Below are 22,492 nucleotides of genomic sequence, written 5' to 3' on the forward strand. Positions count from 1 at the left end.
TTGATAATGATTATCAAATTCAACAGGTTTTAAAAAATAAATAAAAAAACACCTCCAGCTTGAAGGCGTCTCCTTATTTGTATGTCTCATCCTGCTTTTCATAGGGATAGATCATCTCTTCGTCAAGGTCCATTTGTTTTAAAAAATGATCATGAATGAATTGCCTGATTTCCATAAGCTCTGATCCTGTCGGAAATGCAGAAACATTTATGGCCGGCAGATCCCCTTTAAGCTTGGAAGAATGATCAAAATCGGTTGATATGACCAGATCAAACTCTTCATATTCTGATATTAAATCGATGCTTGATGAATCAAGCGTTGATATAGAAAGCTGTTTTCCAAAATGATATTTTAGCACTTCCCTAATATAATCTTTTTCATAATATGTCCGGCATACAAGCGCAGCTTGTATTACATGCCTATTCCTCTTTCGCAGAATAGCAGCCTGGAGAAGAGTAAAGATTTCAAGAACATCCAGCTTTTTAAAAATAAGGGGGACTTTCGAGAATGTTTTGACTCCCAGGTCCTCTATTGTTTTGAAAAGTGGATTAGTCTCATAATATGGAAGATATTGCATCATTGAGCTATGGAGTGTTTCGGTATTTAATTCTTTTTCAAGATAAATTCTCTTGAATGTCTGGTAAATGTGAAATAGAAAGATATCATCATCTGTTAAATTGAAGCCAGCAATATTCGAAAGGTCTTCTAAGTAGACAGAAAAAGGATGTTCCCTTTCGCCTATCCTTCTCCTGCGGAGATAACGCAGATGCTCCGATCTATTCGTCGGCCTTTCCTCACTCATTAAATAAATGGCAAAGAAAAGTATTTCCTGGAGCTGTGTTTCCCTGGAAGGAATATTGGCTTTAGGCATAAAATGCACTATTTCCTTAGCAGATAGAAAAAATTTACTTTCCTTATATGCATCCACCAAAGTTTTTGGAAATGAAACAAAATAGCCCATAGACATACGCAGGTTTGAAATATATAAGATCATTTTGAGGCGTTGAACGGCTCCTGTCCGGAGAGTCATCGAATAGCTCGAGGTCTGCTCCAGCAACGCCGACTGAAAATCCCCGGAATACAGCCAATCCTTCTCAGCTTCCGGTTTAAAGCTCATTAAATCTAAGTATTGCATGATAAAACGCCTGATATTTCTTTCATCACCGATTACTTTGAAAGGACTCGAAGTTAAAGTGAGCTGTGATTCCTGAAGAACCTCCTGAAGCTTTTCAATGTGGCGGTATGCGGTCGAACGGCTTATATGCACCTCATTGGATATCAGAGAAATATCTATTCCATCGCTTAATAAAATCAGCTTTAACGTATGGAAATAAGTATTCTTATCGCGAATTTCTCTTAAAATGCTCTCCAGAGTCCCGCTTTCAGGTTTTCTTAGCCTAACGCCAAAAGCCTCATGCCTTTCCAGCTTCCAATCCTCCGGCAGTATAGTGTCCAGGAATTCCAGATCACGCCATATCGTGCTTTTTGAAAAACCTGTTCGTTCTGCCAGCTGAGCTAAACTGATCCATGTATTTTCACTGAGCAAATGAAAGATTAAATCTGAATAGCGTTTATAAAACCGATTCATTTTATCACCTAACTTTCAAGCTCTTCAAAGTTATCTTTTCTATTACCGTCTCTGCTTACTCATCCATTATTGCTGCTCAACGAGAAAAAAGACATGCTCAGGAGAACATGCCTTAATTTTGAAATTACATCATTGGCTCTAACTGATTCTGACCCAGCCCTTTTTGATGGCAAGAAGGACAGCCTGTGTCCGATCATGAACTTTTATCTTTCTCAAAATGCTGCTTACATGATTTTTAACCGTTTTATCGCTAATGAAAAGTGCTTTACTGATGCCAGTATTGCTATTCCCATCAGCCAGCAGCTGCAGCACCTCGCATTCGCGGCGAGTCAATATATGCAGAGGGCGCTGATAGTTCTGACTTGAAGCATGATTGCTGCGTGAATTCATTTCTGTAAGTCTTTTGTATTCCTTAATAATATTTTGCGTAACCTTGGGATCCAGATAACTGCCGCCGCTTGCAACGATCCTGATGGCTTCGATTAACCCTTTTGCACCAATATCCTTAAGCAGGTATCCGGCTGCACCATTCTGAAGCACCCTCGTGACATAATTTTCATCATCGTAAAAAGATAAAATAATGATCTTGCTTTTTGATTTGTTTTCATTCAGCTTATCCGTTGCTTTGATGCCATTCATATTAGGCATATCGATATCCATAATCATAACGTCAGGCTTATAATTCTTATCTATAATGAGAGCATCACGGCCATCTGCCCCTTCAGCAACTATTTCAAGGTCCTCTTCCATTTCCAGTATCCGTTTGACCCCTTCTCTGAAGAGCTTATGATCATCTACAATCGCAATTTTTAGCGCCATTTCCCTGTTCACCTGCTCGGATGTATTCTGAACCAATCGTATCTATCAAACCTATTTTACATAAGTTTTTTCAAAGCATAGTTTCAAATATGAGGTTTGGTGTTTCATTATAGAAATTTGCTGGATGCCTTCAGACGGCCATCAAATAAACTGAATTTTATGTTATGATCGAAATACAATGAGGAAGGAGTATGTGGACATGAACTCTTACAGCAAATCCTTAAATGGTGTTTTCCCATCCGTGTGCTCCTTGGATTGCCCCGATCAATGCGGCCTTCTCGTTCATAAAAAAGAAGGAAAAATCGTAAAAATTGAAGGAGATCCCAGTCATCCCGTAACACAGGGAAATATTTGCAATAAGGTCCGCAACATGCCATCAAGGATCTATGATAAAAATCGGCTCAAATATCCAATGAAGCGAGCTGGCACCAAAGGTGATGGCCACTTTGTACGGATTGGGTGGAAAGAGGCGATAGAAACGATCACCTCCAGGTGGAAGGACCTAATTGTCAAGAATGGCCCTGAAAGCATCCTGCCATATAGTTTCTACGGAAATATGGGCAGATTAAACGCAGAAGGAATGGACCGTCGTTTCTTCCATAAACTCGGAGCGACACGCCTTGACAGGACGATTTGTCAATCTGCCGGTACTGCTGGATATACATATACAATGGGCGGGAGCTTTGGAATAGATCCGGAGGATACCATCCATTCAAAGCTCATTATTCTATGGGGCATTAATGCAGTCAGCACGAACATGCATCAAATGGTTCTCGCACAAAAAGCAAGAAAAAGCGGTGCGAAAATCGTCGTGATTGACGTCCATAAAAACCAGACTGGCAAAATGGCCGACTGGTTTATACCTATCACTCCCGGCACTGATGCTGCTCTGGCCCTTGGCATGATGCATGTCTTGTTTGCCGAAAATTTGGCGGATGAGAACTTTCTGAAAAAGTACACGGTTGGCCACCAGGAACTTCGTGAACATGTGAAGGATTATGATCCTGAAACAGTAGCAGGCATAACAGGTGTGCCGAAAAATGATATTTATAAATTAGCCCGTATGTATGGAAAGGCTTCCCCTGCTTTTATCCGAATCGGCAACGGGCCACAGCATCACGACAATGGCGGAATGTGCATCCGCACCATTTCATGTCTGCCTGCCATTACAGGCCACTGGCTCTTAAAAGGCGGCGGTGCCATTAAGGGAAACTCCGGCTTTCTCGCTTTTAATACTGGAGCTCTTCAAAGGCCTGACCTCCTGCACAAAAAGGATACACGCATCATTAATATGAATAGGATTGGTTCGGCACTGCTTGAACAGGAAAAACCGATTAAATCTATGTACGTCTATGGAACCAACCCTGCTGTTGTTGCACCAGAAGGGAATAAAGTACGTCAAGGGCTGCTGAGGGAGGATCTGTTCCTTGTTGTCCATGATCTGTTCTTAACCGAAACGGCCAAGTATGCTGATATTGTACTGCCGTCGGCTTCTTCTTTTGAGAATACGGATATCTATTCCTCCTATTGGCACCATTACATGCAAATTCAGGAGCCAGTCATTGAACCGTACGGCGAGTCAAAATCTAATGTCGAAGTGTTTCGGCTTCTTGCAGAAGGAATGGGCTTTCATGATGCTGTATTTAAAGAAACGGAAGAAGAAATGATGGATGCCGCATTAGATTTTCCAGCAAACCCCTTTATTGGGGAAATCAATGCTGACTCCCTTAAGAAAAACAAGTTTATCAAAGCGAGGGTAAAACCGCTTTTTCCTGGCAGGCTGCAAACGCCCAGCGGAAAAATAGAATTATACTCGCAGAGAATGAAAGATGATGGATTTCCTCCTCTGCCGGTATACATACCGCTGAAGGAAGAAAATAAATTCCCTTTTCTGTTTGTGCCTGCACCGAACCATAACTTTTTGAATTCAACTTTTTCAAATAATACAAAGCATGCAGCGATGGAGAAGGAACCGCGTCTTCACATAAATACAAGAGATGCTATAATTGCTGAAATAAAAAATGGTGAACTGATTCGAATTTGGAATGAACGGGGGGAATGCGAACTCAAAGCGGCAGTTGGAAACCTTGTCCTTCCTGGTACTGTTGTTTCACAGGGAATATGGGCAGACGCTCCAGGAACAAAACATCAGGTCAATTCGCTGACTCCGGACCGGCTTTCCGATATGGGCGGCGGTGCCGTCTTCTTTTCAGGCCGGGTAAATATTTCGAAAATCAGTAAAGTATAACCCCTGCAAAAATGCAGGGGTTTTTGTATTCTATGAAGCATTGTTTGTCTTAACATCAAAATCTTCTATGTATGAATCAATATCCGATTTATTTTTCAGTACTATAACTTTTTTTCCTTCTGCTGCAAATCTGTCAAGCCGTTCAGCCATGTTCTTTTTGCGGGATCCGTAAGTTGTCAGAATGAACTCTATAAATTTCCAGTCCATTTTCTCTTTGCACCCGGCTGCCATATCAGGCCGTGTTTTACCAAGATTGGTCAGCCACCTCTTCAATACCCTGTACAGGCAGACATACAGGGGAAGTTCAATATATATGACTGTATCACACGCAGCTGCTCTGATTTCAAAAGTATTGCTGTAATTGCCTTCAATAATCCACTGCTGTTTTTTCACAAGTTCACGCTGTGCATCCGAAAATTCCTGAAGTCCGCTTTCCACCCAGCCGGGCTTCCAGAATACAGCATCCAGATGATGTACCTCAATGCCTGTTTTCTCACCCAATTTTCTGGCAAATGTTGATTTTCCTGCGCCTGCTGAAATCCCAATCACCATAATTCTTTTCAAATAATCAGACTCCTTTCCAAAGCTGATCTTGATTCTTAATCCAGTCTTTACAAATAAGAATAAGAACCACATTAAAGGAAAAAATATCAATCATAGTTATTAATCGTAAGATGGAGGCAATCCAATGCAGAAGAATAAGACACGGCTCACAGCAGCTGAAATTGCATCTTTATGGACTTCCTATATGAATGACAGCATGGCTAAGTGCATTTTAGGGTTTATGCTTAAAGATCTGAAGGACAAAGAAATTAAAGGAGCAGTCCAATACGCATATGATTTGACCGTCACCCATTTAAAAAAACTTGCCAGGTTCTTTCAGCAGAGTGAGCTGCCGGTGCCAAATGGTTTTTCTGATAACGATGTCATGATGTCTGCCCCATGGCTCTTTTCTGATATTTTCTGTTTAACGTATATAAACCATATGGCTCGGACAGGTCTTATTTCTTATGGCGGCTTTCTCTCTATGAGTTCACGGGAAGACATATGTGACTACTTTACAAATGGGCTTCATGAAACTTCCGTTCTATATAATAAGTCAACCCGGATTGCCCTTACCAAAGGCCTGCTGGCAAGGCACCCTTCTATTGAAACACCCCCTATGACTGAATATATAGACAGTAAGAGTTATTTAAGCGGGCTGAATCCTTTGTCCAATAAAAGACCATTAAATGCTATAGAAATATCACATCTATATATGAATGTCATGACCAATGCCATGGGGGTAAACTTAAGCCTCAGTTTTGCTCAGACCTCACCAGTAAAAGAGGTTTCAGATTTTATGCTCAGAGGTGCGGAAATAGCTAATAAACATATTAAAATCTTTACAGATATTCTGCTGCAAAATGATATTCCAACCCCACGTCTGCCTGATGTCAGTGTCAGCAATTCGGTTACACAGACTTTTTCAGATAAGCTGATAATGTTCCATATGAGTTTAATCAGTGCAGCGGGAACCGGAAATTATGCGACGGCAGCAGCTGCCAGCCAGCGCAGCGATCTGGCCATGAATTATGAACGCTTGTCCATTGAAATTGCCAAATATGCCAAAACGGGAGCAGACATTATGATTAAAAATCATTGGATGGAAAAGCCGCCCGGCACAAAAGACCGAAAAAAGTTGGCTCAGAATAAAAACGGATCATGATGGAAAAAGGAGCAGGCCTGCTCTTTTTCCTTATGGTTCACCAAATAATCTTTTCATTGCTGCCTTCAAAGCCTGAGCAAGTGTTTCATGCCATCCCTTGGAAAAATCAGCTATTTGCAGAGGATCGACCAGCATCCTTTCTGATGACTCGTACCGGGCTTCAAAGTCGAGCATCCTTTCTATATTCATATGATAAAATACTTGATAGCCTATTTTGGGATATACACTTCTTTCATTCCACAGCAGATTCTCGGTATGGTCCACAATAATATATCCCAATTGCGTGCACTGCCCTTCCACATAACCTTCTTCCTTAGCTTCTCTCTTAAAACAATGTTCTGGGCTTTCACCTTTTTCAATGTGTCCTCCGGGAATATCCCACCCACGGTCCTGCAAATTCACTAATAAAACCTTTCCTTCTAAAAAGCAAAACCCATGGGCGCTGGTTATAAATTCTCTATCTGGAGGAAATGCTGCCTCCTTCCAGGTTAATTTTATCCTTGCTCCGCCCCAATCCACATAAACAGCAGTCATATATTTACCTCGCTTTTTTTAATCCGATTAATTACATTCAACATTTAGGTATTTATTTCCTTTTTTTTGCAGTAAAGTGGTTCCTGCTTAAAGATTTTTCTAAACAAGTGCTATAATATGAAAGTATTTAATAAAGAAGGGCTTGATCATATTGGCAATGACAAAGAAAAAAAGGGTATTAAAAGAGATTAGACAGCTCATCATGATCACGATAGGTGCGGTGATTGCAGCGGCAGGACTTGAGTTTTTCCTCGTTCCCAATAATATTCTAGATGGCGGGGTTATCGGTCTTTCCATTATCGCTGCTGAACTGACCGGGATGACCATGAGTATATTCCTGATTGTTCTAAATCTGCCATTTCTCTATATTGGCTTCCGTAAAATAGGAATGAAATTTACGATACATACGTTATATGGTGTTATAGTTTTATCTGCCAGTACCGCTTACCTGCACCATTTTGAGCCGGTAACCAATGATTTATTTTTAGCCACAGTCATTGGCGCTGTCATTCTCGGTACAGGGGTCGGCCTTGTGATCAGAACTGGCGGTGCTTTGGATGGATCAGAAATTATCGCCATCCTGGTCAGCAAGAAGCGACCGGTGTCTGTAGGCCAATTTATCATGATTGTCAACGTATTTATATTTATTCTTGCGGCCTTCCTCGTTTTCAGCTGGGAAACAGCCATGTACTCCATTATCACCTATTATATTGCTTATAAAATGATTGATATCGTTGTGGAAGGTATGGAAGAGCTGAAGTCGGTTACGATCATTTCTGATCTGCCTGAAGAAATCTCTGCCGAGCTCCTGAAGCAATTGGGGCGGGGAATGACCTATATTCAGGGCCAGGGTGTTTTTACCGGAGAACCGAAAAAAATCATTTATACCATCGTAACACGGATTGAATTATCTACGCTCCGTTCGATTGTGGAAGATATCGACCCGAATGCATTAGTGGCTATAGAAAATATTGCCGATGTCAGCGGCAGCAACTTTGACAAGGGTACAGGGCATTAAATATGAAATGAGAAAAGCAGCCTCCTAATCAATTGTTCTGACCCAATAAAATTAGACATTAAAGGTTAAACAGATTCCAAGACCTAAGTTCGGTACTTCAATGGACTTAGGTCTTTTGATTTTGCTTTTATTCGTTTATGAGTGTAAATCCCCTTCAAAATGTTGTTCTTACGACAACGGTAAAGGCGGGTATGCTTTGCTTCGAATAAGTCTGTATCTTTCAATTTTATTATGAAGCGGCTTATTCGTAGCAAAGCACTCTCTGCATCGAAACTTTTTTCAGCTCCCTTTTGGTCGTCTAACGCGTAAAATGCTTTTCTTTTGCGTCTAGCAATCGTTTCTTTGCGATTCGCAAATATGGCAGGGAACCCTTTTTAAGAGTCTATAAGATTCTGCTTTGTAAGAATTGTTCAAAATAAATTTCTGCAGACTTTTTATAACGCCGCTTCTTCTGAACAATCCATAGTGCTCTCTTTATGTTGAGGTCTTTTATTTTAACTTCCCTGAGAACATTGTATTTTAATTCCTTTAAGACCGTTATTCTGGGGAGGATACTAATCCCTAATTCAGCTTCCACTGCGCTTTTTATGGATTGAATACTGCCAAGTTCCATCGCATGATCCATTTGTTCCAGCATCATGTATTCCCTCAGTGCATGTTCAACTAATTCCCTAGTCCCAGAGTTTTTTTCCCTCCATATAATCTTTTCTTCTTTCAGTTCATCTACTTCGATAAACTCCTTCCTTTGCCACCGGTGATGATGAGAAGTAACTAGGATAAGGTCATCTTCTGCAAATTTTTGCACTTTATATTTTGGGTCTTTTACAACACTCTCAACAAGTGCTATATCTATCACATTTTCCTCTAATTTCGATAGTATATATGGCGTATTACCGACCCACAATCGAAAATTCATTTCTTGATGATGCTTTTTAAATGCTCCCAACATCCCAGGTAGTAAATAATCACCAATGGCAGGGCTTGCTCCCACCTGGATCTCATTATCATGCTCCCCTAGTATCTCCTTAATGGCTTGAAAAGAAGTATTATCAGCTTCTATGATATCTTTTGCGTAAGAGTAAAGAACTTCACCTGCCTTTGACAATGTCATTTTCCCATTCATTCGGTCAAATAATAAGGTTCCATACCTGTTTTCTAATTGTCGAATTTGCTTTGTAACAGCAGGCTGTGATACAAAGCTTAAACGGGCTGCTTTACTGATACTTCCCTCGTCCACTACCCGGCAGAACATTCTTAAACTCTCTATATTCATCTGATCCACCTAATTCTTTTCTTTAATTTTTGAATTTCCAATTGGCATTTTTCATGCATTGATTACACTGAGATTTTCTAGGTTCCCTGCAGCTCAATTGAATTAGTGCTGCACACGACTATCCAGTAACGTATGAAATAGGACTTTTGAAAAGATGTGAATCTCGAATATCAACTTTGAGGTCCATTAGCAGGACATTGCGGACAGTTAACTTTTGGCCATCTTCTTTAAGATATACAAAAATTCAACTTGAAAGGGCTATACCCTTTCGTTATACCCTATTAATTATATTCATTTTACACCGGTCATCCTGTCTGGGAAAATGTAGCTGAGTAGTATTCCGAGAGGAGGAAATAGGGATAGAATGACAGAATTATTACTGCTTTTAATAGGGATTATTGCAGGTGGTTACGGTACCATCGTCGGTGCAGGGGGCGGTTTTATCTTTGTCCCTGCTTTATTGCTTATCCTAGATATGAACCCCGTGTTGGCAGCAGGTGCTGGTTTGGTCATTGTACTCATAAATTCGCTTTCTGGAGTCATCGGGTATTCCAGACAAGGATTGATTCAATACAGAACTGGGCTTATTATAGGTATCAGCGCTATTCCAGGTTCTTTATTAGGTGTTTGGTTACTGCAAGCTTATTCCTCCCAATACTTCTATGTTGTGTTTGCCACTATGCTGGTCACACTCGGTATCTTTTTGCTAACAAAAAACTCTCCTTTTGAAGGAAAAGCAAAGAATCAACTGGCCGCTGCGGAAAAGGACCCCTGCGCTTCAAGTGAAAGTGTAAAGCCTGACACGACCGAATTCGTCACTCATAAAGGAGAAATGATACCTTTTAAGAAAGGCCACGTTTCAATAAACATATGGTTAATTTTACTCGGATTTATCATTGGAGTTCTTTCAAGTTATCTAGGAATTGGGGGAGGCTGGCTACTGGTTCCAATTTTCATTTACATATTTAAGCTGCCCGCTCACCATGCAACTGCAACATCGATCTTTTCTTTATGCCTATACTCTTCGGGAGGTGTTGCTTCTCAGTTGTTTTATAACAGCTTTGACTGGCTAACTATACTATTCGGCGGGATCGGGGTAATCATCGGGTCACAACTTGGGGTCATCCTTGCCCAACATATGAATGGAAAGGTTATTATGCAAATGCTCTCAATATTATTAGTTATAATCGGGGTTCGAATGTTTTTTAGCTGAGGCAGTACCCGTTCCATCCGATTTAAGCCCTAGAAAATGGTGATGAAACCTAAGAGGGCTCTTTTTGTTTTAAACCTCAAATCTCTTCATTAAGGAAGACTGCCCCGTTTGTCGAATATGAAAAAAAGAGCTGAAGATCCTCAATGGATATTCAACTCTTGCATCCACTAGCTTCACTTCATAAGATTTTCCAAAGAAAATATACTCCGAACAAATGAGACAAAAGCTAATATTAAGTTCTTAAACCCAATACTAAAACAAAGACCGCTTTCTGCAACTAATCACCTCAACACCATCAGTGGGGGTTATTATATCTCCTTTAAACTTAAAGTTAAGCAACTGTTACGTCTGCTGCATATCCTTCGATTTCAATGATTGTCTCAATGCACGCTTAAGAATTTTTCCAGTCGTATTCTTGGGCAGTTCATCTAAAAACTCTATTCCAGATGGTACTTTATATTTGGCTAAATGCTCCCTGCAAAAACCTTTCAGCTCTTCTTCTGAAAGAGATGGATCTTTACGGACAACATACGCTTTTAATGCCTCGCCATAATCTTCATCTGGCACTCCAATTACTGCTGCTTCAACTACGGAAGAGTGACTGTATAATACCTCTTCAACCTCTCGGGGATAAACGTTATATCCCCCAACTATTACAAGATCTTTCTTACGATCGACAATGTAAAAATAGCCATCATCATCCATTTTTGCCAGGTCTCCTGTGTATAACCAGCCATCCTGAATCGCAGAAGCTGTTTCTTCGGGCATTTTGTAATACCCTTTCATGACATTCGGACCTCGAACAATCAACTCCCCTATCTCCCCAGCGGCGATGGCTTCTCCATGCTCATTTACTACTTTATTTTCTACATTAATTATGCTTGTCCCGACTGAACCTGGCTTTCTTAGACGGTCCAGCGGATTGAAGCATGTCACTGGAGAAGCCTCAGATAAACCATAGCCTTCTGAAATTTGCACATTATATCTTTTTTCAAAGTTCTCCAATAAGGTAATAGGCATCGATGCCCCCCCAGAAACACAAAGACGAAGACTTTGCAAATCTGAAGGATCAGCCTCTGGATAATGAAGTAAGAAATTGTACATTGTCGGAACTCCGGCAAATACTGTTGCTTTATAGTTACGGGAAATACGGAACACTTCTGAAGGAATAAACTTCGGTATAATTAAAATTGTCGCACCGCAAATAATCGGAGCATTTATGGCTACAGTTAAACAGAACACGTGGAACATCGGAAGTACGGCAATGATATGATCATTTTTGGAGATTTCTAAAAAAGATAGAAGGTCTCTTGCGTTGCTATATAAATTATAATGTGTGAGCATTGCACCTTTTGGCTTTCCTGTCGTTCCGGATGTATATAAAATAACTGCGGTTTGATCTTTATGAATAATAGGCAACGGCAATTCGAGATCACCTGACATTAAAACCTCTTTAAATTTTTTGATTTTATTATTCTTCACAGCTGCTCCCCCTTGAGAAGCTGCACATACAATAATTTGTTCAACGGCTGGTACAGTATTCATGACATGCTCCATAACAGGAAGAAGCGTATCCAATGTAATTACGGCTTTCACATCACCATTTTTAATAATATAGGTAATTTCGTCGGGAGTATAAATAGGATTGATAGGTATAACCGTTGCACCTGCCCTCAATGCCCCATGCAATCCAATAATAAATTCTGGAGAATTCCCAACTAATAAAGCAACATGATCCCCTTGCTTCACACCGATCTTATGTAAGCCAGATGCAAACTTCGTAACAGCATCAAGAAACTGCTGATATGTGGTTTCTTTCTCCTCATAAATAAAGGCAGTCCTGTCACCGTGTGACTTTGCTGTTTCAATTAAAGAATGTACAAGGTTCATAGTTTAACTTCCTTTCAAAAATGTTATTTAAAAAAATATCTGTTTTTCTCCTTAACAATAAGAGCGGAGTATTACTGAAATCTTACAAGGTACAGATAATTCAGAACAAATTAATATTTTAATAGAAACAAAGTACCTTGTTGTATGAATTTAGTAAGGTCCTTCAGGTAATATTTTCTCTAACTTATTTAATAGAGGTGAAAAATAGGAATGAAACTAATACAAGATAGCGGATGCTGCACCCCAAGCATAAAAAAAACAAAGATGTCTCCAAAAGAAAGCAGCAACGATTTAATTAGGAATAATAAAGTCATTAAAGATATGATCTATCTTCCTGGAGGAGAATTTTTGATGGGCACAAATGACCAGGGATACCCAGCAGATGGTGAAGGACCGGTACGCAAAGTACATGTTAATCCTTTTTATATTGATGCATATACCGTAACTAATGCTCAATTTGATGTTTTTGTAAGAGAAACTGGCTATAAAACTGATGCAGAATTGTACGGATGGTCTTTTGTCTTCCTCTCATTTGCTTCTGATGAAACACGTAATAAGGTAACACAGGTTGTGCAGCAGACGCCCTGGTGGCTAGTTGTTGAAGGAGCTAATTGGAGAAACCCTGAAGGACCTGATTCTGCAATTGGAAATCGGCGGGATCACCCAGTTGTTCATGTATCTTGGAACGATGCAGAGGCTTTTTGTAAATGGGCAGGTAAAAGGCTGCCGACTGAAGCAGAGTGGGAGTACGCCGCTAGAGGAGGACTGGTCCAAAAAAATTTCCCATGGGGAGATGAATTGTACCCGGATGGAAAATGCTTATCAAATATTTGGCAAGGCCAATTCCCAAGCCATAATTCAGCATTGGATGGGTATAAAGGAACAGCTCCAGCACGATCATTTCCACCAAATCGATACGGGTTATACAACACATCAGGAAATGTTTGGGAATGGTGCTCCGATTGGTTTAGTCCAGCTTTCCATATAAATGGACCTAGAAATAATCCCAATGGTCCCCCCTTTGGTACTGCAAAGGTTATAAAAGGCGGTTCTTATTTATGTCATGAAACTTACTGCAACCGTTATAGATTAGCTGCACGCAGCTCCAATACACCGGACAGTTCAACTGGAAATATGGGATTTCGCTGTGCTGGAGATATATGATAGTGCTATATTCGCAGTGCAAAGATCTTGTCTAAACCAAATTTAAAATTGGAAAGCCTAATTAACTGAATCTCTGAATTGAATTAGAAAAAATGGTCAATTGCTATGTCATAAAGCACTTGGCCATTTTTGTTTTACAGATTGCTAATAATAATTTTTAAAAAATGCAGATAAATCAGAATTCTGTAAGAAATATGTAAGATGTTGTTCTTATGATGAAGACTCAAAAGAAAAATTACATTCATAAGGAGACGAAGCAAATGAAAACCAATATTGTTTATATTGTTCTTGATGACATGGGATATTCTGACTTAGGCTGCTACGGTTCAGAAGTAATGACACCTAATATTGACAAGCTGGCACAAAATGGTTTGAGATATAATAACTTTCATGTAACCCCTCTCTGTTCACCTACAAGAGCAAGTCTGTTAACAGGAAGGAATCATCATTCTGTGGGGATGGGACTACTGTCGAATTTCGACCTTGGCCCAGATGTTCCAAGTACGCGCGGAAAGATTACTCCTTCAGCTGGGACCATAGCTGAAATTCTTAAAGAGAATGATTATAGTAATTATGCAGTGGGAAAGTGGCATTTAACTCCCATGTATGAGGAAACACCTGCTGGCCCCTTTAATAATTGGCCGTTAGGAAAAGGCTTTGACAGGTACTACGGATTTTTAGATGGGATGACCGACCAATATGTGCCAACGCTGGTCTATGATAATCATTGTGTGGAGCCTGTGAAAAAACCAGATTACCACCTCTCTGAGGACCTTGTGAACCAAGGGATTAATTTTATTGCAGATCATTCATCCATACATCCAGAGAAACCATTCTTCCTTTACCTTGCTTTTGGCGCACAGCATTCTCCTCATCAAGTACCAAAAAGGTATATTGAGCAATACAAAGGAGCCTATTCAAAAGGGTGGGATCAAATTCGCGAGAATAGACTGGCACGGCAAAAAGAGCTTGGAATTGCTCCACTTGACGCAGAACTTTGTGAACGAAATCCTGGTGTTAAAGCATGGGACAGTCTTTCCTCAGATGAAAAGCGTTTATATGAACGATTCCAAGAAACTTATGCAGGCTTTTTAACGCATACAGACGAACAAATTGGGAGATTCATTAGCTACCTGGAATCTATTGATCAATTAGACAATACATTGATTGTGTTCCTTTCAGATAATGGTGCAAGTCAAGAGGGAGAATTCGATGGAATTATAGAACAAAGCTCCTACTTTAACGGTATTCCAACCTCTATTGAAAGTCTGTTGCCTCATATAGATGAAATTGGAGGAAAAAATACACAGCCGAATTATCCACGCGGCTGGGCACAGGTAAGCAATACGCCATTTAAGTTTTATAAGCAAACAACTTTTGACGGGGGAATTCATGTTCCGCTTATCTATCATTACCCAAATCGAATAAAGGAGAAGGGAACGATTAAGAAACAGTTTCACCATGTCATTGACATTACTCCGACAGTATTGGATTTGGCGGGAGTTACGCCACCTGAAACGATTAAAGGAGTCAAACAAATGCCATTGCATGGAGTTAGCATGCAGTATACATTCGATCATTCAGATGCAGACACTAAACGACAGTCCCAATATTTCTTAATGGCCGGGCAGCGTGCCATTTGGCATGATGGCTGGAAGGCAATCTCTTTTCATACGAAAGGGACGCCTTTTGAAGAGGACATTTGGAGTCTGTATAACACGAACGTAGATTTTGCACAAAATCATGACGTAGCATCAACAAACCCGGAGAAATTACATGAATTACAGGAACTATGGGTAGAGGAAGCGGAGAAATATAATGCTCTTCCACTAATCGATAAAACCATTGAGTTGTTTGCCTATGTTTCACCTGATGATAAGGTGCGATCCCGCAACGAGATTACCTACTATCCAGGCATGAGCCACAATCTTGCCGCACCGCCTATTTATGATCGCTCCTATGCAATCACTATACCAATCAATCGGCCTGCCGATGGGACCGATGGAGTTTTGATCGCACATGGAAACCAGTACAGCGGCTACACACTTTATATTCAAAATAGCCGATTAATTTATGAATATAATTTTGTCGGTACCCTTTATAAGATCGAGTCCAGTATGAAAGTCCCTGTAGGTGTATCCACTGTGCAATTCGAGTTTTTAAAAACGGGTCTATTGAAAGGAAAAGGTACTCTGCTCATAAATGGTGAAAATGCAGGTGAAGTTGAAATGCCAAATACCTTACCATTTTTAATCTCCATTGAGGGTATAGATGTTGGTCGAGATGCTTATATACCTGTCAGCAAGAACTATGCTGGTAAAGACGATTTCGCATTTTCAGGTAAAATCCAAAAAGTTGAGTTTATATTGCAAAATGATTAATCCTTGAACCTCTCCCGACTGAAGTCACGAGTGTTCTCGGCTATCAATAAAGCATAAACCTAATTTATTGAATGATTATATCCTTTAATTTTAGAGCCATGGGAGTGGTCTTAATGAATCGCTGGGTTTTAGTATTACTTTTATTATTTGCAACGATCATCAATTTTGCTGATAAAAATGGCACAAGTGTGGCATCAATCCATATCATAAAAGATTTCAATCTCTCATATGTTCAATATGGCTTACTTGGGAGCATCTTTTTTTGGTTTTTTGCCATTTCAGGAATTATAGGCGGGGCATGGTCAGATACTTTAGGGACAAAAAAAATGCTTGGAATTCTCCTCCTGGCATGGACGATCTTGCAGTTTAGTACTTATTTCATTATGAGTTTCCCACTTCTTCTGATGTATCGATTATTATTGGGTATTTTTGAAGGGCCCTTTGGTCCCGTTGCAATTAGTCACCTAAGCCGATCATTTCCCCCAGCTTCCAGAGCGATGGCTATTTCAATATGTAATGCAGGCGGCATCATTGGAGCACTAGTTATGACCCCTGTTTTAGTGCATCTTAATCAGTCATTTGGCTGGAGAATTACTTTTGTGTTATTAGGAGGAGCTAGTCTTCTATTATTCCTCATGTGGACAGCAAGCAAGGATAGCTCGATAACACACACAGATGCAACAGATACAGCACCTAGGAAATTCAATTGGTCAGAATTTAAGCCAATCTTGTTTTCTCCAACATCAGCAGTTACGTTATTTGCTCTATTTTCAAGCTTCTGGATGGTTGTCTGGATCATGGTATGGCTGCCTGCCTATTTAATTGAAGCGGTTCATCTTTCTGAAGCAAAAATGGGGTTTGCTGTCCTAATAATTGGACTCATTAACATGATTGTGACAGTCAGTGCGTCCTCTTGGTCTGATAGAATGTTTAAAAAAACGAACAATTTACGTACATCACGCGTATTATTTTCAGCATTGCTTCAAATAATAAGTGCCTTGTTATTGGTCATTGTTACTTTTACTCAAAATCATTTACTGGTGGTCACTATAATAGGAGCAGCAATGGGATTATCGACTACCCTGCTAAATGTCGGCCCTGTCATCATGATGAGTTTATTACCTGAAAGGAGTGGATTAATGGTTAGCCTTGGAACGTCCTTTCAAAATATTTCTGGAATAGTTGGACCCATCATTTGCGGTTATCTTATTCAATCTGCAGGAAATAAGCTTATAGGTTTTAACTATACCATACTATGTACGGCATTCATTCTAATTGTTGGCGGAGCATTGTTCTCCCTTTTCGCCAAACCAGACCACCCAATTTCAAAAAGCACTAAAAACTTGGGATTAACTGATATAAAAGAGATGAAGCAATCTTAATATACATGCGGAAGAAGTATCGTCCTATTAAAAGTCACTCAATTCAAGGAGTGATTTTTATTTTTTTTAGAATCTTCCATTAAACTTTAAATGGATTGTTATTTAAAACCAGAACTCACTAAGACTCAGCTATCCTTGATAAAATATCTGAAAAATTTTATAATTTAATTATACTTTTCACGTTTGATTCTTTTATTCTACTTAATTTTGTACTGTTATAAAGCAATGAAAGAAAGGAATAAATACATCTATGGTAAAAGTCTTAGAGCAAAAATTGTTCGTACCCACCTTTTCCTCATACTTTTTTAGAAAGCGCTTACATTATTTTCTGGATAAACACCGGCATGCAGCATTAATCTCTATAACCAGCGATGCAGGATATGGAAAAACGGCTCTAGTTTCAGGCTATCTTCAAGAATCAAAGACCGAGGCTATTTGGTATCGGCTGGATGAAACCGATCAGACACCAGCCATTTTTCTCAGTTATTTAAAAACGGCTATTACACGAATCATTCCAAATGGACCTATTCACTCCCCTATTGAAATTCAACCTGGAGAAATTGAAAATGAAGTTCAATACTTGCTTTCTATTTTATCAAATTGGCAAAAGTCATTAATTATTGTATTAGATAACTACCATAAGATAGATAATCCGGACATACAAAAAATTCTAAATCAATTGCTTCAATATTCTTCAACATGCATTACGTATATTTTAATTGGACAATCCCAACCAAAAGCCATCCCAGTTCATATAAAACTTCTGAGAAACTACGCAGAGATTTCCAGGGAACAGTTGTCTTTTACTAAACAAGAAACGGAAGAGTTTTTAAGTTACATATGCAGACAATCAATAGAGAATCACCAAATGACTGCCATTCACGAGAAAACACAAGGCTGGGTTGCAGGTATCCAGCTTATTCTTCACTCCATCAAGGATTGGGAGGAGACTGAGCATTCAGATTTTCTATCCCATTATTCAAGTAAATCAGATATACCAAAATATTTCATGTCCGAAGTGATGGATTCCCTTTCTGATGAAATGAGGATGTTTCTTTTAAAAACCTCGTTGTTATCTGAATTGGATGAAACTGTAATAAATAAGTATCTTACTATTTCAAATGCTGAGGAAATACTTGAAGCTTTAATGAAAAGCAATATTTTTATTTCAAAAGATGAACATGGAATCATTCGATATCACCCCATGTTTAGATCATTCCTTTATGCAGAGTTTCTTAAAAATCTTACCCTCTTAGAAAAAGAAATCGAACACTACCATCTGCAGCTTGCTGAAATATATCAAGAAACGTGTCAGTTTTTTTCTTCCTTTGTTCATTTTGTTACAGGGAAGGACTACTATAAAGCAACACAATTAATAAGAAGCATGGAAAAAAGATATAATCCTGATAATTTTTTCATTCTTATTAGTAACTGGCTAGATAATTTGAGCACTCAAGACTCTATACCTTTTGATAGCGTGTTTCTTTTTCGCTGCATTCCTTTATATATATTGGATCAGCTGATCTTACCGATTGAGGAACGGATTAACGAACTTAAAGACAAAGGAAATGCTTTGCACTTAAGCTATCTTCAATACTTTCTGGCTACCATATACAGACATAAAGGAAATTTCGCAAAATCAAAAAATCTTTTTCACACCTCTCTGAATCATTGCTTGGAAATGAACATATACGGTTTGACAGTATTGAATTATTTAGGATTATCAGAAATCCTTTTATGCTCAGGGGAAATGAAAGAATCTGAAAGGCATGCAAAGTCTGGCATTTATTATGCTGAAAAACATCAAATTTCTCATTGCCAAATTTATGCTCTTTGGATGCTTGCCGAAATACATCTTCATAAAAATGAAGCTGCACAAGCTGAGTCATTTCTGGATCAAATGAGAAAATTGCTGGAACTGACAAAAGAAGATGATGCAAGAAGTGTTTATCTCTATTATTCATTAAGCAGATTATTTTGTTTAAAAAAGGACTATTTACAAGCCGTTAAGTTTGCAGAATTGGGCGTAAGTCAAGCTAACAGGTTTGGGAACGATCTTGATACCGGCGGAACTTATATGCAATTGGGGCAAAGCTATTTGCATATACAAGAATGGGAAAAGGCAGAGAATTGTTTTGCAAAGGCAACCTCTTTTCTTGAATATTTTTCTTACTACCGCTGCTTAACGATGAGTTTTCAAGTAAAACTTTTTGAGGTGCAGAGAGAAAATGTATATGCAAAAGAGAAAAGGAATGAATTGCTAAAAATCTGCCAAGAAAAAAAGTTTAACTCTATTATCGACCGTATGAACGATCATTTTATCTCTACTATCGAGGTGAATGAAAAAGTATCACACCCAAAATTATCAATAAAGGTTCTAGGTGATTTTAAAATTACTTATGAAGGCAATCCTATTTTCATAAAACGAAAATCAAGTTTGCAGCTGCTGCTGCTTTTTATTGCAAACCGTGAAAAAAAATTACAAAAGGACTTCCTTCTCGATAGTATTTTTCAAGATACAGCCATCGATACTATTCATAATCACTTCTATGTAGCGTTGTCCACATTGCGAAAGGCACTGGAGCCCCAATTGAAAACTGGCAGAAAATCTCGATATATAAGCCAATCTGAAAACCATTATTTATTTAATTGCGAACACCTCTATTTAGATGTAAATGAGTTTAAATCCTTACTTTGTCTGGATATAAATTCATCACCCAAAGAAAATCAGATTGTAAATCTTTTAAAAGCTGAAAAATTATATAAAGGCCACTTTTTTGAAGAATACCCTTATGAACATTTTCTTGAAAGTGAACGTGAAAAACTTCGCTCTGATTATATCAATTTATTAAAGACACTTGCGCATTACTATTGGGATTCTGATGAAAATGAAAAAGGAATCGAATACTTTGAGAAAATATTGGATCTTGATCCCTACCAAGAACAAATTTATATTGATTTTATTAAAAAGCTGCTTGAATCGAACTTTTTACTGCAGGCTAAAAAAGTAGCAAGCAGGAACATTAAATTTGTTGAGAATGAACTTGGCATAGATGTCAGATCTAAATTGAATTCTATTTTTTCACCCTATAATTTTAGTGTTTAAGATACGAGTTGGGGTTTTCCTATGATCCTGAACAGGAAAGTACCCGCTTTACAAGCAATTTGGAGCGCATTGAAATCCTATTATTTCAATGCGCTTATCCATATGTTTTACCAGGTGATATTAATAAAGGAATATTTTTTGTACATAAAAAAATAGGTAAGCAGCAAGTGCTTACCCAAAGATAACAAAGAAATAATAGATTTAGTTAGCTAAAGCTGCTAATCCTGTCCAAACACCTAATGAAGTTCCAGAAGTAACTCCTCCATCAATCGCAATCGATTGGCCTGTAATAAATGAAGCATCATCTGAACATAAAAAGTGGACAAGTGCTGCCACTTCCTCTGGTTTTCCAGTACGCCCAAGAGGTGTTATATAGTTATTGATGGCCCTCTGTTCTGGTGCAGCATTATTTTGAACCATCGGTGTATCAATTGTGCCTGGACAAATACAGTTTACCCGAATATTTCGCAGGCTTAACTCCAAAGCAGCCGTTTTAGAAACACCTACCACCGCATGTTTTGAAGCAACATAAGGACCATATGTTGGGACCCCCTGTAAGCCTGCTGCTGATGCTGAGTTTACGATTACCCCTCCTTCTTTTATAAGCGTTGCCCCATGTTTTAAACCAAACATGACACCAAGAGTATTTACTCGGAAGGATTGTTCATAATCTTCAGTTTGAGCATCTGCCAGCATCCCCAGGCCTATTCCAATGCCTGCATTATTAAACAGGATATCAATATGACCATATATTTCAATCGTTTTCTCTAAAAGAAATTGTACTTCCTCTTCCTTAGAAACATCCGTTTTTATAAATAGGCCGTCAATTTCTTCGGCAAGCAATGATTCATCTGTAATATCAGCTACGACAACAGTGGCACCTGCATGGTGAAAACGTTTGACAGTAGCAAGTCCAATTCCTGAACCTCCACCTGTAATAATAGCGACTTTGCCTTCAAGTGAAAACATCGATTATATTCTCCTCAACTATTTTGTATAAAGCAATGTATTTAAGGATTTTTCTTGTTTAGATTTAGCTATTTAAGTTAGTTTTGAATTTAACCTTGCAACAGCCTATTATTCAATACCTTCGGGAAACCGGGATACAACCCTTGTAGCTGCTTCTACCATATATTTTGATGCATTCGTATATCTCGCCAGTTTCATCATATTGCCTCGTTCTAATTTTGTTTTTCTAGTCATAAGTGCAGCGATGGAATCTAATTTACGGTCTAAGATTTTCTTCCAAATTTCTGCATCTCCACTAATCATATATGGCACTGAATCAACATCAGCCGGCTGAGCTGTTCTGGCCTCTCTGCATACTCCATGCCACAGGTCTACATAAACCAATCGATCTTTATCCAGCCCGATTGCAGGATCTGCATTCATCTTCATAACGAGTGGCCATTCCCAATTAGCACCATACCTTCGAAACATTTCACTGTTATTAATTTCCTCTTGCCACTTTTCCGCCCATTCTTGGCTAAAAACTGGTAAACCCAAATAGATTCCCCCTTTTTCCTTGAACATGCTTGATTCTAAATGTTTGTTCATAGTAGAATATTTCTATTCAGTTAATCTATTAAAACTTAGTAACATCAATATATTCAACACCATGCACGTCGCAATACTCTTTATACATATCAAGAACTGATGTCCAATTCAGCATTAACAGAGGATTTCCTTCTGGATCCTGAAATTCTAATGCGCCATCTATTATAGTTAAAGTTATGACTTCCTCTTCACTATGCATAATTGGCTGGTGAACTGATCCTGCTGGCTCATAAATGACATCTCCAGTTTTTGCAACCCATTCTTCTCCCGCATAATTCCAAGCCCCTTGGACTGTATATACAGTTACAGTTCCATGATGATAATGCGGAGGGATTACAGCTCCTTTTGAAGCTTTTAATAAAGTGATAAATTGGCCACTAATCGGATTTACCTTAAGTACTTTAATTTCTGTACCCTCAATCCACGGTATCCAAGGAAATGCTTCCGGGTTCATGTAACACGTTTCTAAAATTTGACTTGATACAATTTTTGACATTTAAATCCCTCTTTCTATTTTAGAATTAAATCATACTTCGTCGTTATCATACCTATTCAATCTTACAAATCTCTTACAAATTACAGAACATTATATTTTTTCTGATAATTTTATA

17 protein-coding genes are annotated in these 22,492 nt (G+C 38.8%); 8 read left to right on the plus strand and 9 right to left on the minus strand.

The features are described from left to right. Positions 1 to 73: 73 nt before the first annotated feature. Positions 74 to 1,588, minus strand: a complete 1,515-nt coding sequence (locus ACXAD1_RS15030; protein ID WP_474910483.1) for a helix-turn-helix domain-containing protein — start codon at positions 1,586 to 1,588, stop codon at positions 74 to 76. A 138-nt stretch (positions 1,589 to 1,726) separates the two neighbouring features. Continuing rightward, positions 1,727 to 2,407 (minus strand): response regulator, encoded by a 681-nt coding sequence (locus tag ACXAD1_RS15035; RefSeq protein ID WP_206843636.1) that lies wholly within the window; start codon positions 2,405 to 2,407, stop codon positions 1,727 to 1,729. 199 nt (positions 2,408 to 2,606) lie between these two features. Between ACXAD1_RS15035 and ACXAD1_RS15040 the strand changes: the two genes are divergently transcribed. Then, positions 2,607 to 4,655: a molybdopterin-dependent oxidoreductase gene (locus ACXAD1_RS15040; protein ID WP_474910484.1), complete on the plus strand. Its 2,049-nt coding sequence runs from the start codon at positions 2,607 to 2,609 to the stop codon at positions 4,653 to 4,655. Between the two features lie 30 nt (positions 4,656 to 4,685). Here the strand turns inward: ACXAD1_RS15040 and ACXAD1_RS15045 are convergent, their stop codons facing one another. Then, complete coding sequence (locus ACXAD1_RS15045; RefSeq protein WP_474910485.1) at positions 4,686 to 5,219, minus strand: P-loop NTPase family protein; 534 nt, start codon at positions 5,217 to 5,219, stop codon at positions 4,686 to 4,688. A 124-nt stretch (positions 5,220 to 5,343) separates the two neighbouring features. On the opposite strand from ACXAD1_RS15045, the gene ACXAD1_RS15050 reads away from it, so the two are divergent. Then, the gene (locus ACXAD1_RS15050; protein WP_206843629.1) at positions 5,344 to 6,363 is read left to right on the plus strand and encodes a DUF3231 family protein; all 1,020 of its coding nucleotides are present in this window, start codon (positions 5,344 to 5,346) and stop codon (positions 6,361 to 6,363) included. Between the two features lie 30 nt (positions 6,364 to 6,393). On the opposite strand, the gene ACXAD1_RS15055 is transcribed toward ACXAD1_RS15050, so the two are convergent. Next, on the minus strand, positions 6,394 to 6,897 hold the full coding sequence (locus ACXAD1_RS15055) for an NUDIX domain-containing protein (protein WP_474910486.1): 504 nt from the start codon (positions 6,895 to 6,897) through the stop codon (positions 6,394 to 6,396). A 157-nt stretch (positions 6,898 to 7,054) separates the two neighbouring features. On the opposite strand from ACXAD1_RS15055, the gene ACXAD1_RS15060 reads away from it, so the two are divergent. After that, positions 7,055 to 7,915 carry a YitT family protein gene (locus ACXAD1_RS15060; RefSeq protein ID WP_206843974.1) on the plus strand — a complete coding sequence of 287 codons (861 nt, stop codon included), beginning with the start codon at positions 7,055 to 7,057 and terminating at the stop codon, positions 7,913 to 7,915. Positions 7,916 to 8,297: 382 nt separating this feature from the next. Here the strand turns inward: ACXAD1_RS15060 and ACXAD1_RS15065 are convergent, their stop codons facing one another. Next, the gene (locus tag ACXAD1_RS15065) at positions 8,298 to 9,188 is read right to left on the minus strand and encodes a LysR family transcriptional regulator (RefSeq protein ID WP_474910487.1); all 891 of its coding nucleotides are present in this window, start codon (positions 9,186 to 9,188) and stop codon (positions 8,298 to 8,300) included. Between the two features lie 364 nt (positions 9,189 to 9,552). On the opposite strand from ACXAD1_RS15065, the gene ACXAD1_RS15070 reads away from it, so the two are divergent. Next, the gene (locus ACXAD1_RS15070; protein ID WP_474910488.1) at positions 9,553 to 10,401 is read left to right on the plus strand and encodes a sulfite exporter TauE/SafE family protein; all 849 of its coding nucleotides are present in this window, start codon (positions 9,553 to 9,555) and stop codon (positions 10,399 to 10,401) included. A gap of 342 nt (positions 10,402 to 10,743) precedes the next feature. On the opposite strand, the gene ACXAD1_RS15075 is transcribed toward ACXAD1_RS15070, so the two are convergent. Then, a complete protein-coding gene (locus tag ACXAD1_RS15075; protein WP_474910489.1) occupies positions 10,744 to 12,291 on the minus strand; it encodes a fatty acid--CoA ligase family protein in 1,548 nt (515 codons plus the stop codon). Between the two features lie 210 nt (positions 12,292 to 12,501). Between ACXAD1_RS15075 and ACXAD1_RS15080 the strand changes: the two genes are divergently transcribed. From ACXAD1_RS15080 to ACXAD1_RS15095, 4 genes are all read left to right on the plus strand, one after another. Next, positions 12,502 to 13,455 carry a formylglycine-generating enzyme family protein gene (locus tag ACXAD1_RS15080; RefSeq protein ID WP_474910490.1) on the plus strand — a complete coding sequence of 318 codons (954 nt, stop codon included), beginning with the start codon at positions 12,502 to 12,504 and terminating at the stop codon, positions 13,453 to 13,455. 260 nt (positions 13,456 to 13,715) lie between these two features. Then, complete coding sequence (locus ACXAD1_RS15085; protein ID WP_474910491.1) at positions 13,716 to 15,836, plus strand: arylsulfatase; 2,121 nt, start codon at positions 13,716 to 13,718, stop codon at positions 15,834 to 15,836. Positions 15,837 to 15,949: 113 nt separating this feature from the next. After that, positions 15,950 to 17,218 carry an MFS transporter gene (locus tag ACXAD1_RS15090; protein WP_474910492.1) on the plus strand — a complete coding sequence of 423 codons (1,269 nt, stop codon included), beginning with the start codon at positions 15,950 to 15,952 and terminating at the stop codon, positions 17,216 to 17,218. 250 nt (positions 17,219 to 17,468) lie between these two features. Continuing rightward, positions 17,469 to 20,324 carry a winged helix-turn-helix domain-containing protein gene (locus ACXAD1_RS15095; protein ID WP_474910493.1) on the plus strand — a complete coding sequence of 952 codons (2,856 nt, stop codon included), beginning with the start codon at positions 17,469 to 17,471 and terminating at the stop codon, positions 20,322 to 20,324. Positions 20,325 to 20,525: 201 nt separating this feature from the next. Here ACXAD1_RS15095 and ACXAD1_RS15100 read toward each other — a convergent pair whose 3' ends face one another. The 3 genes from ACXAD1_RS15100 to ACXAD1_RS15110 form a co-directional block, all read right to left on the minus strand. After that, positions 20,526 to 21,293, minus strand: coding sequence for an SDR family NAD(P)-dependent oxidoreductase (locus tag ACXAD1_RS15100; protein ID WP_474910494.1), 768 nt, complete (start codon positions 21,291 to 21,293; stop codon positions 20,526 to 20,528). A gap of 108 nt (positions 21,294 to 21,401) precedes the next feature. After that, complete coding sequence (locus ACXAD1_RS15105) at positions 21,402 to 21,830, minus strand: SCP2 sterol-binding domain-containing protein (RefSeq protein ID WP_474910495.1); 429 nt, start codon at positions 21,828 to 21,830, stop codon at positions 21,402 to 21,404. A 79-nt stretch (positions 21,831 to 21,909) separates the two neighbouring features. Then, the gene (locus tag ACXAD1_RS15110) at positions 21,910 to 22,377 is read right to left on the minus strand and encodes a 2,4'-dihydroxyacetophenone dioxygenase family protein (protein WP_474910496.1); all 468 of its coding nucleotides are present in this window, start codon (positions 22,375 to 22,377) and stop codon (positions 21,910 to 21,912) included. Positions 22,378 to 22,492: the final 115 nt, after the last annotated feature.

This window comes from Cytobacillus sp. ABV4_503, from assembly GCF_056158445.1.

What these genes read in the sequence shown, in the direction of transcription:
- ACXAD1_RS15030 (WP_474910483.1), bottom strand. Translation starts at nt 1,588, where the DNA reads ATGAATCGGTTTTATAAACGCTATTCAGATTTAATCTTTCATTTGCTC.
- ACXAD1_RS15035 (WP_206843636.1), bottom strand. Translation starts at nt 2,407, where the DNA reads ATGGCGCTAAAAATTGCGATTGTAGATGATCATAAGCTCTTCAGAGAA.
- ACXAD1_RS15040 (WP_474910484.1), top strand. Translation starts at nt 2,607, where the DNA reads ATGAACTCTTACAGCAAATCCTTAAATGGTGTTTTCCCATCCGTGTGC.
- ACXAD1_RS15050 (WP_206843629.1), top strand. Translation starts at nt 5,344, where the DNA reads ATGCAGAAGAATAAGACACGGCTCACAGCAGCTGAAATTGCATCTTTA.
- ACXAD1_RS15055 (WP_474910486.1), bottom strand. Translation starts at nt 6,897, where the DNA reads ATGACTGCTGTTTATGTGGATTGGGGCGGAGCAAGGATAAAATTAACC.
- ACXAD1_RS15060 (WP_206843974.1), top strand. Translation starts at nt 7,055, where the DNA reads ATGACAAAGAAAAAAAGGGTATTAAAAGAGATTAGACAGCTCATCATG.
- ACXAD1_RS15065 (WP_474910487.1), bottom strand. Translation starts at nt 9,188, where the DNA reads ATGAATATAGAGAGTTTAAGAATGTTCTGCCGGGTAGTGGACGAGGGA.
- ACXAD1_RS15070 (WP_474910488.1), top strand. Translation starts at nt 9,553, where the DNA reads ATGACAGAATTATTACTGCTTTTAATAGGGATTATTGCAGGTGGTTAC.
- ACXAD1_RS15075 (WP_474910489.1), bottom strand. Translation starts at nt 12,291, where the DNA reads ATGAACCTTGTACATTCTTTAATTGAAACAGCAAAGTCACACGGTGAC.
- ACXAD1_RS15080 (WP_474910490.1), top strand. Translation starts at nt 12,502, where the DNA reads ATGAAACTAATACAAGATAGCGGATGCTGCACCCCAAGCATAAAAAAA.
- ACXAD1_RS15085 (WP_474910491.1), top strand. Translation starts at nt 13,716, where the DNA reads ATGAAAACCAATATTGTTTATATTGTTCTTGATGACATGGGATATTCT.
- ACXAD1_RS15090 (WP_474910492.1), top strand. Translation starts at nt 15,950, where the DNA reads ATGAATCGCTGGGTTTTAGTATTACTTTTATTATTTGCAACGATCATC.
- ACXAD1_RS15095 (WP_474910493.1), top strand. Translation starts at nt 17,469, where the DNA reads ATGGTAAAAGTCTTAGAGCAAAAATTGTTCGTACCCACCTTTTCCTCA.
- ACXAD1_RS15100 (WP_474910494.1), bottom strand. Translation starts at nt 21,293, where the DNA reads ATGTTTTCACTTGAAGGCAAAGTCGCTATTATTACAGGTGGAGGTTCA.
- ACXAD1_RS15110 (WP_474910496.1), bottom strand. Translation starts at nt 22,377, where the DNA reads ATGTCAAAAATTGTATCAAGTCAAATTTTAGAAACGTGTTACATGAAC.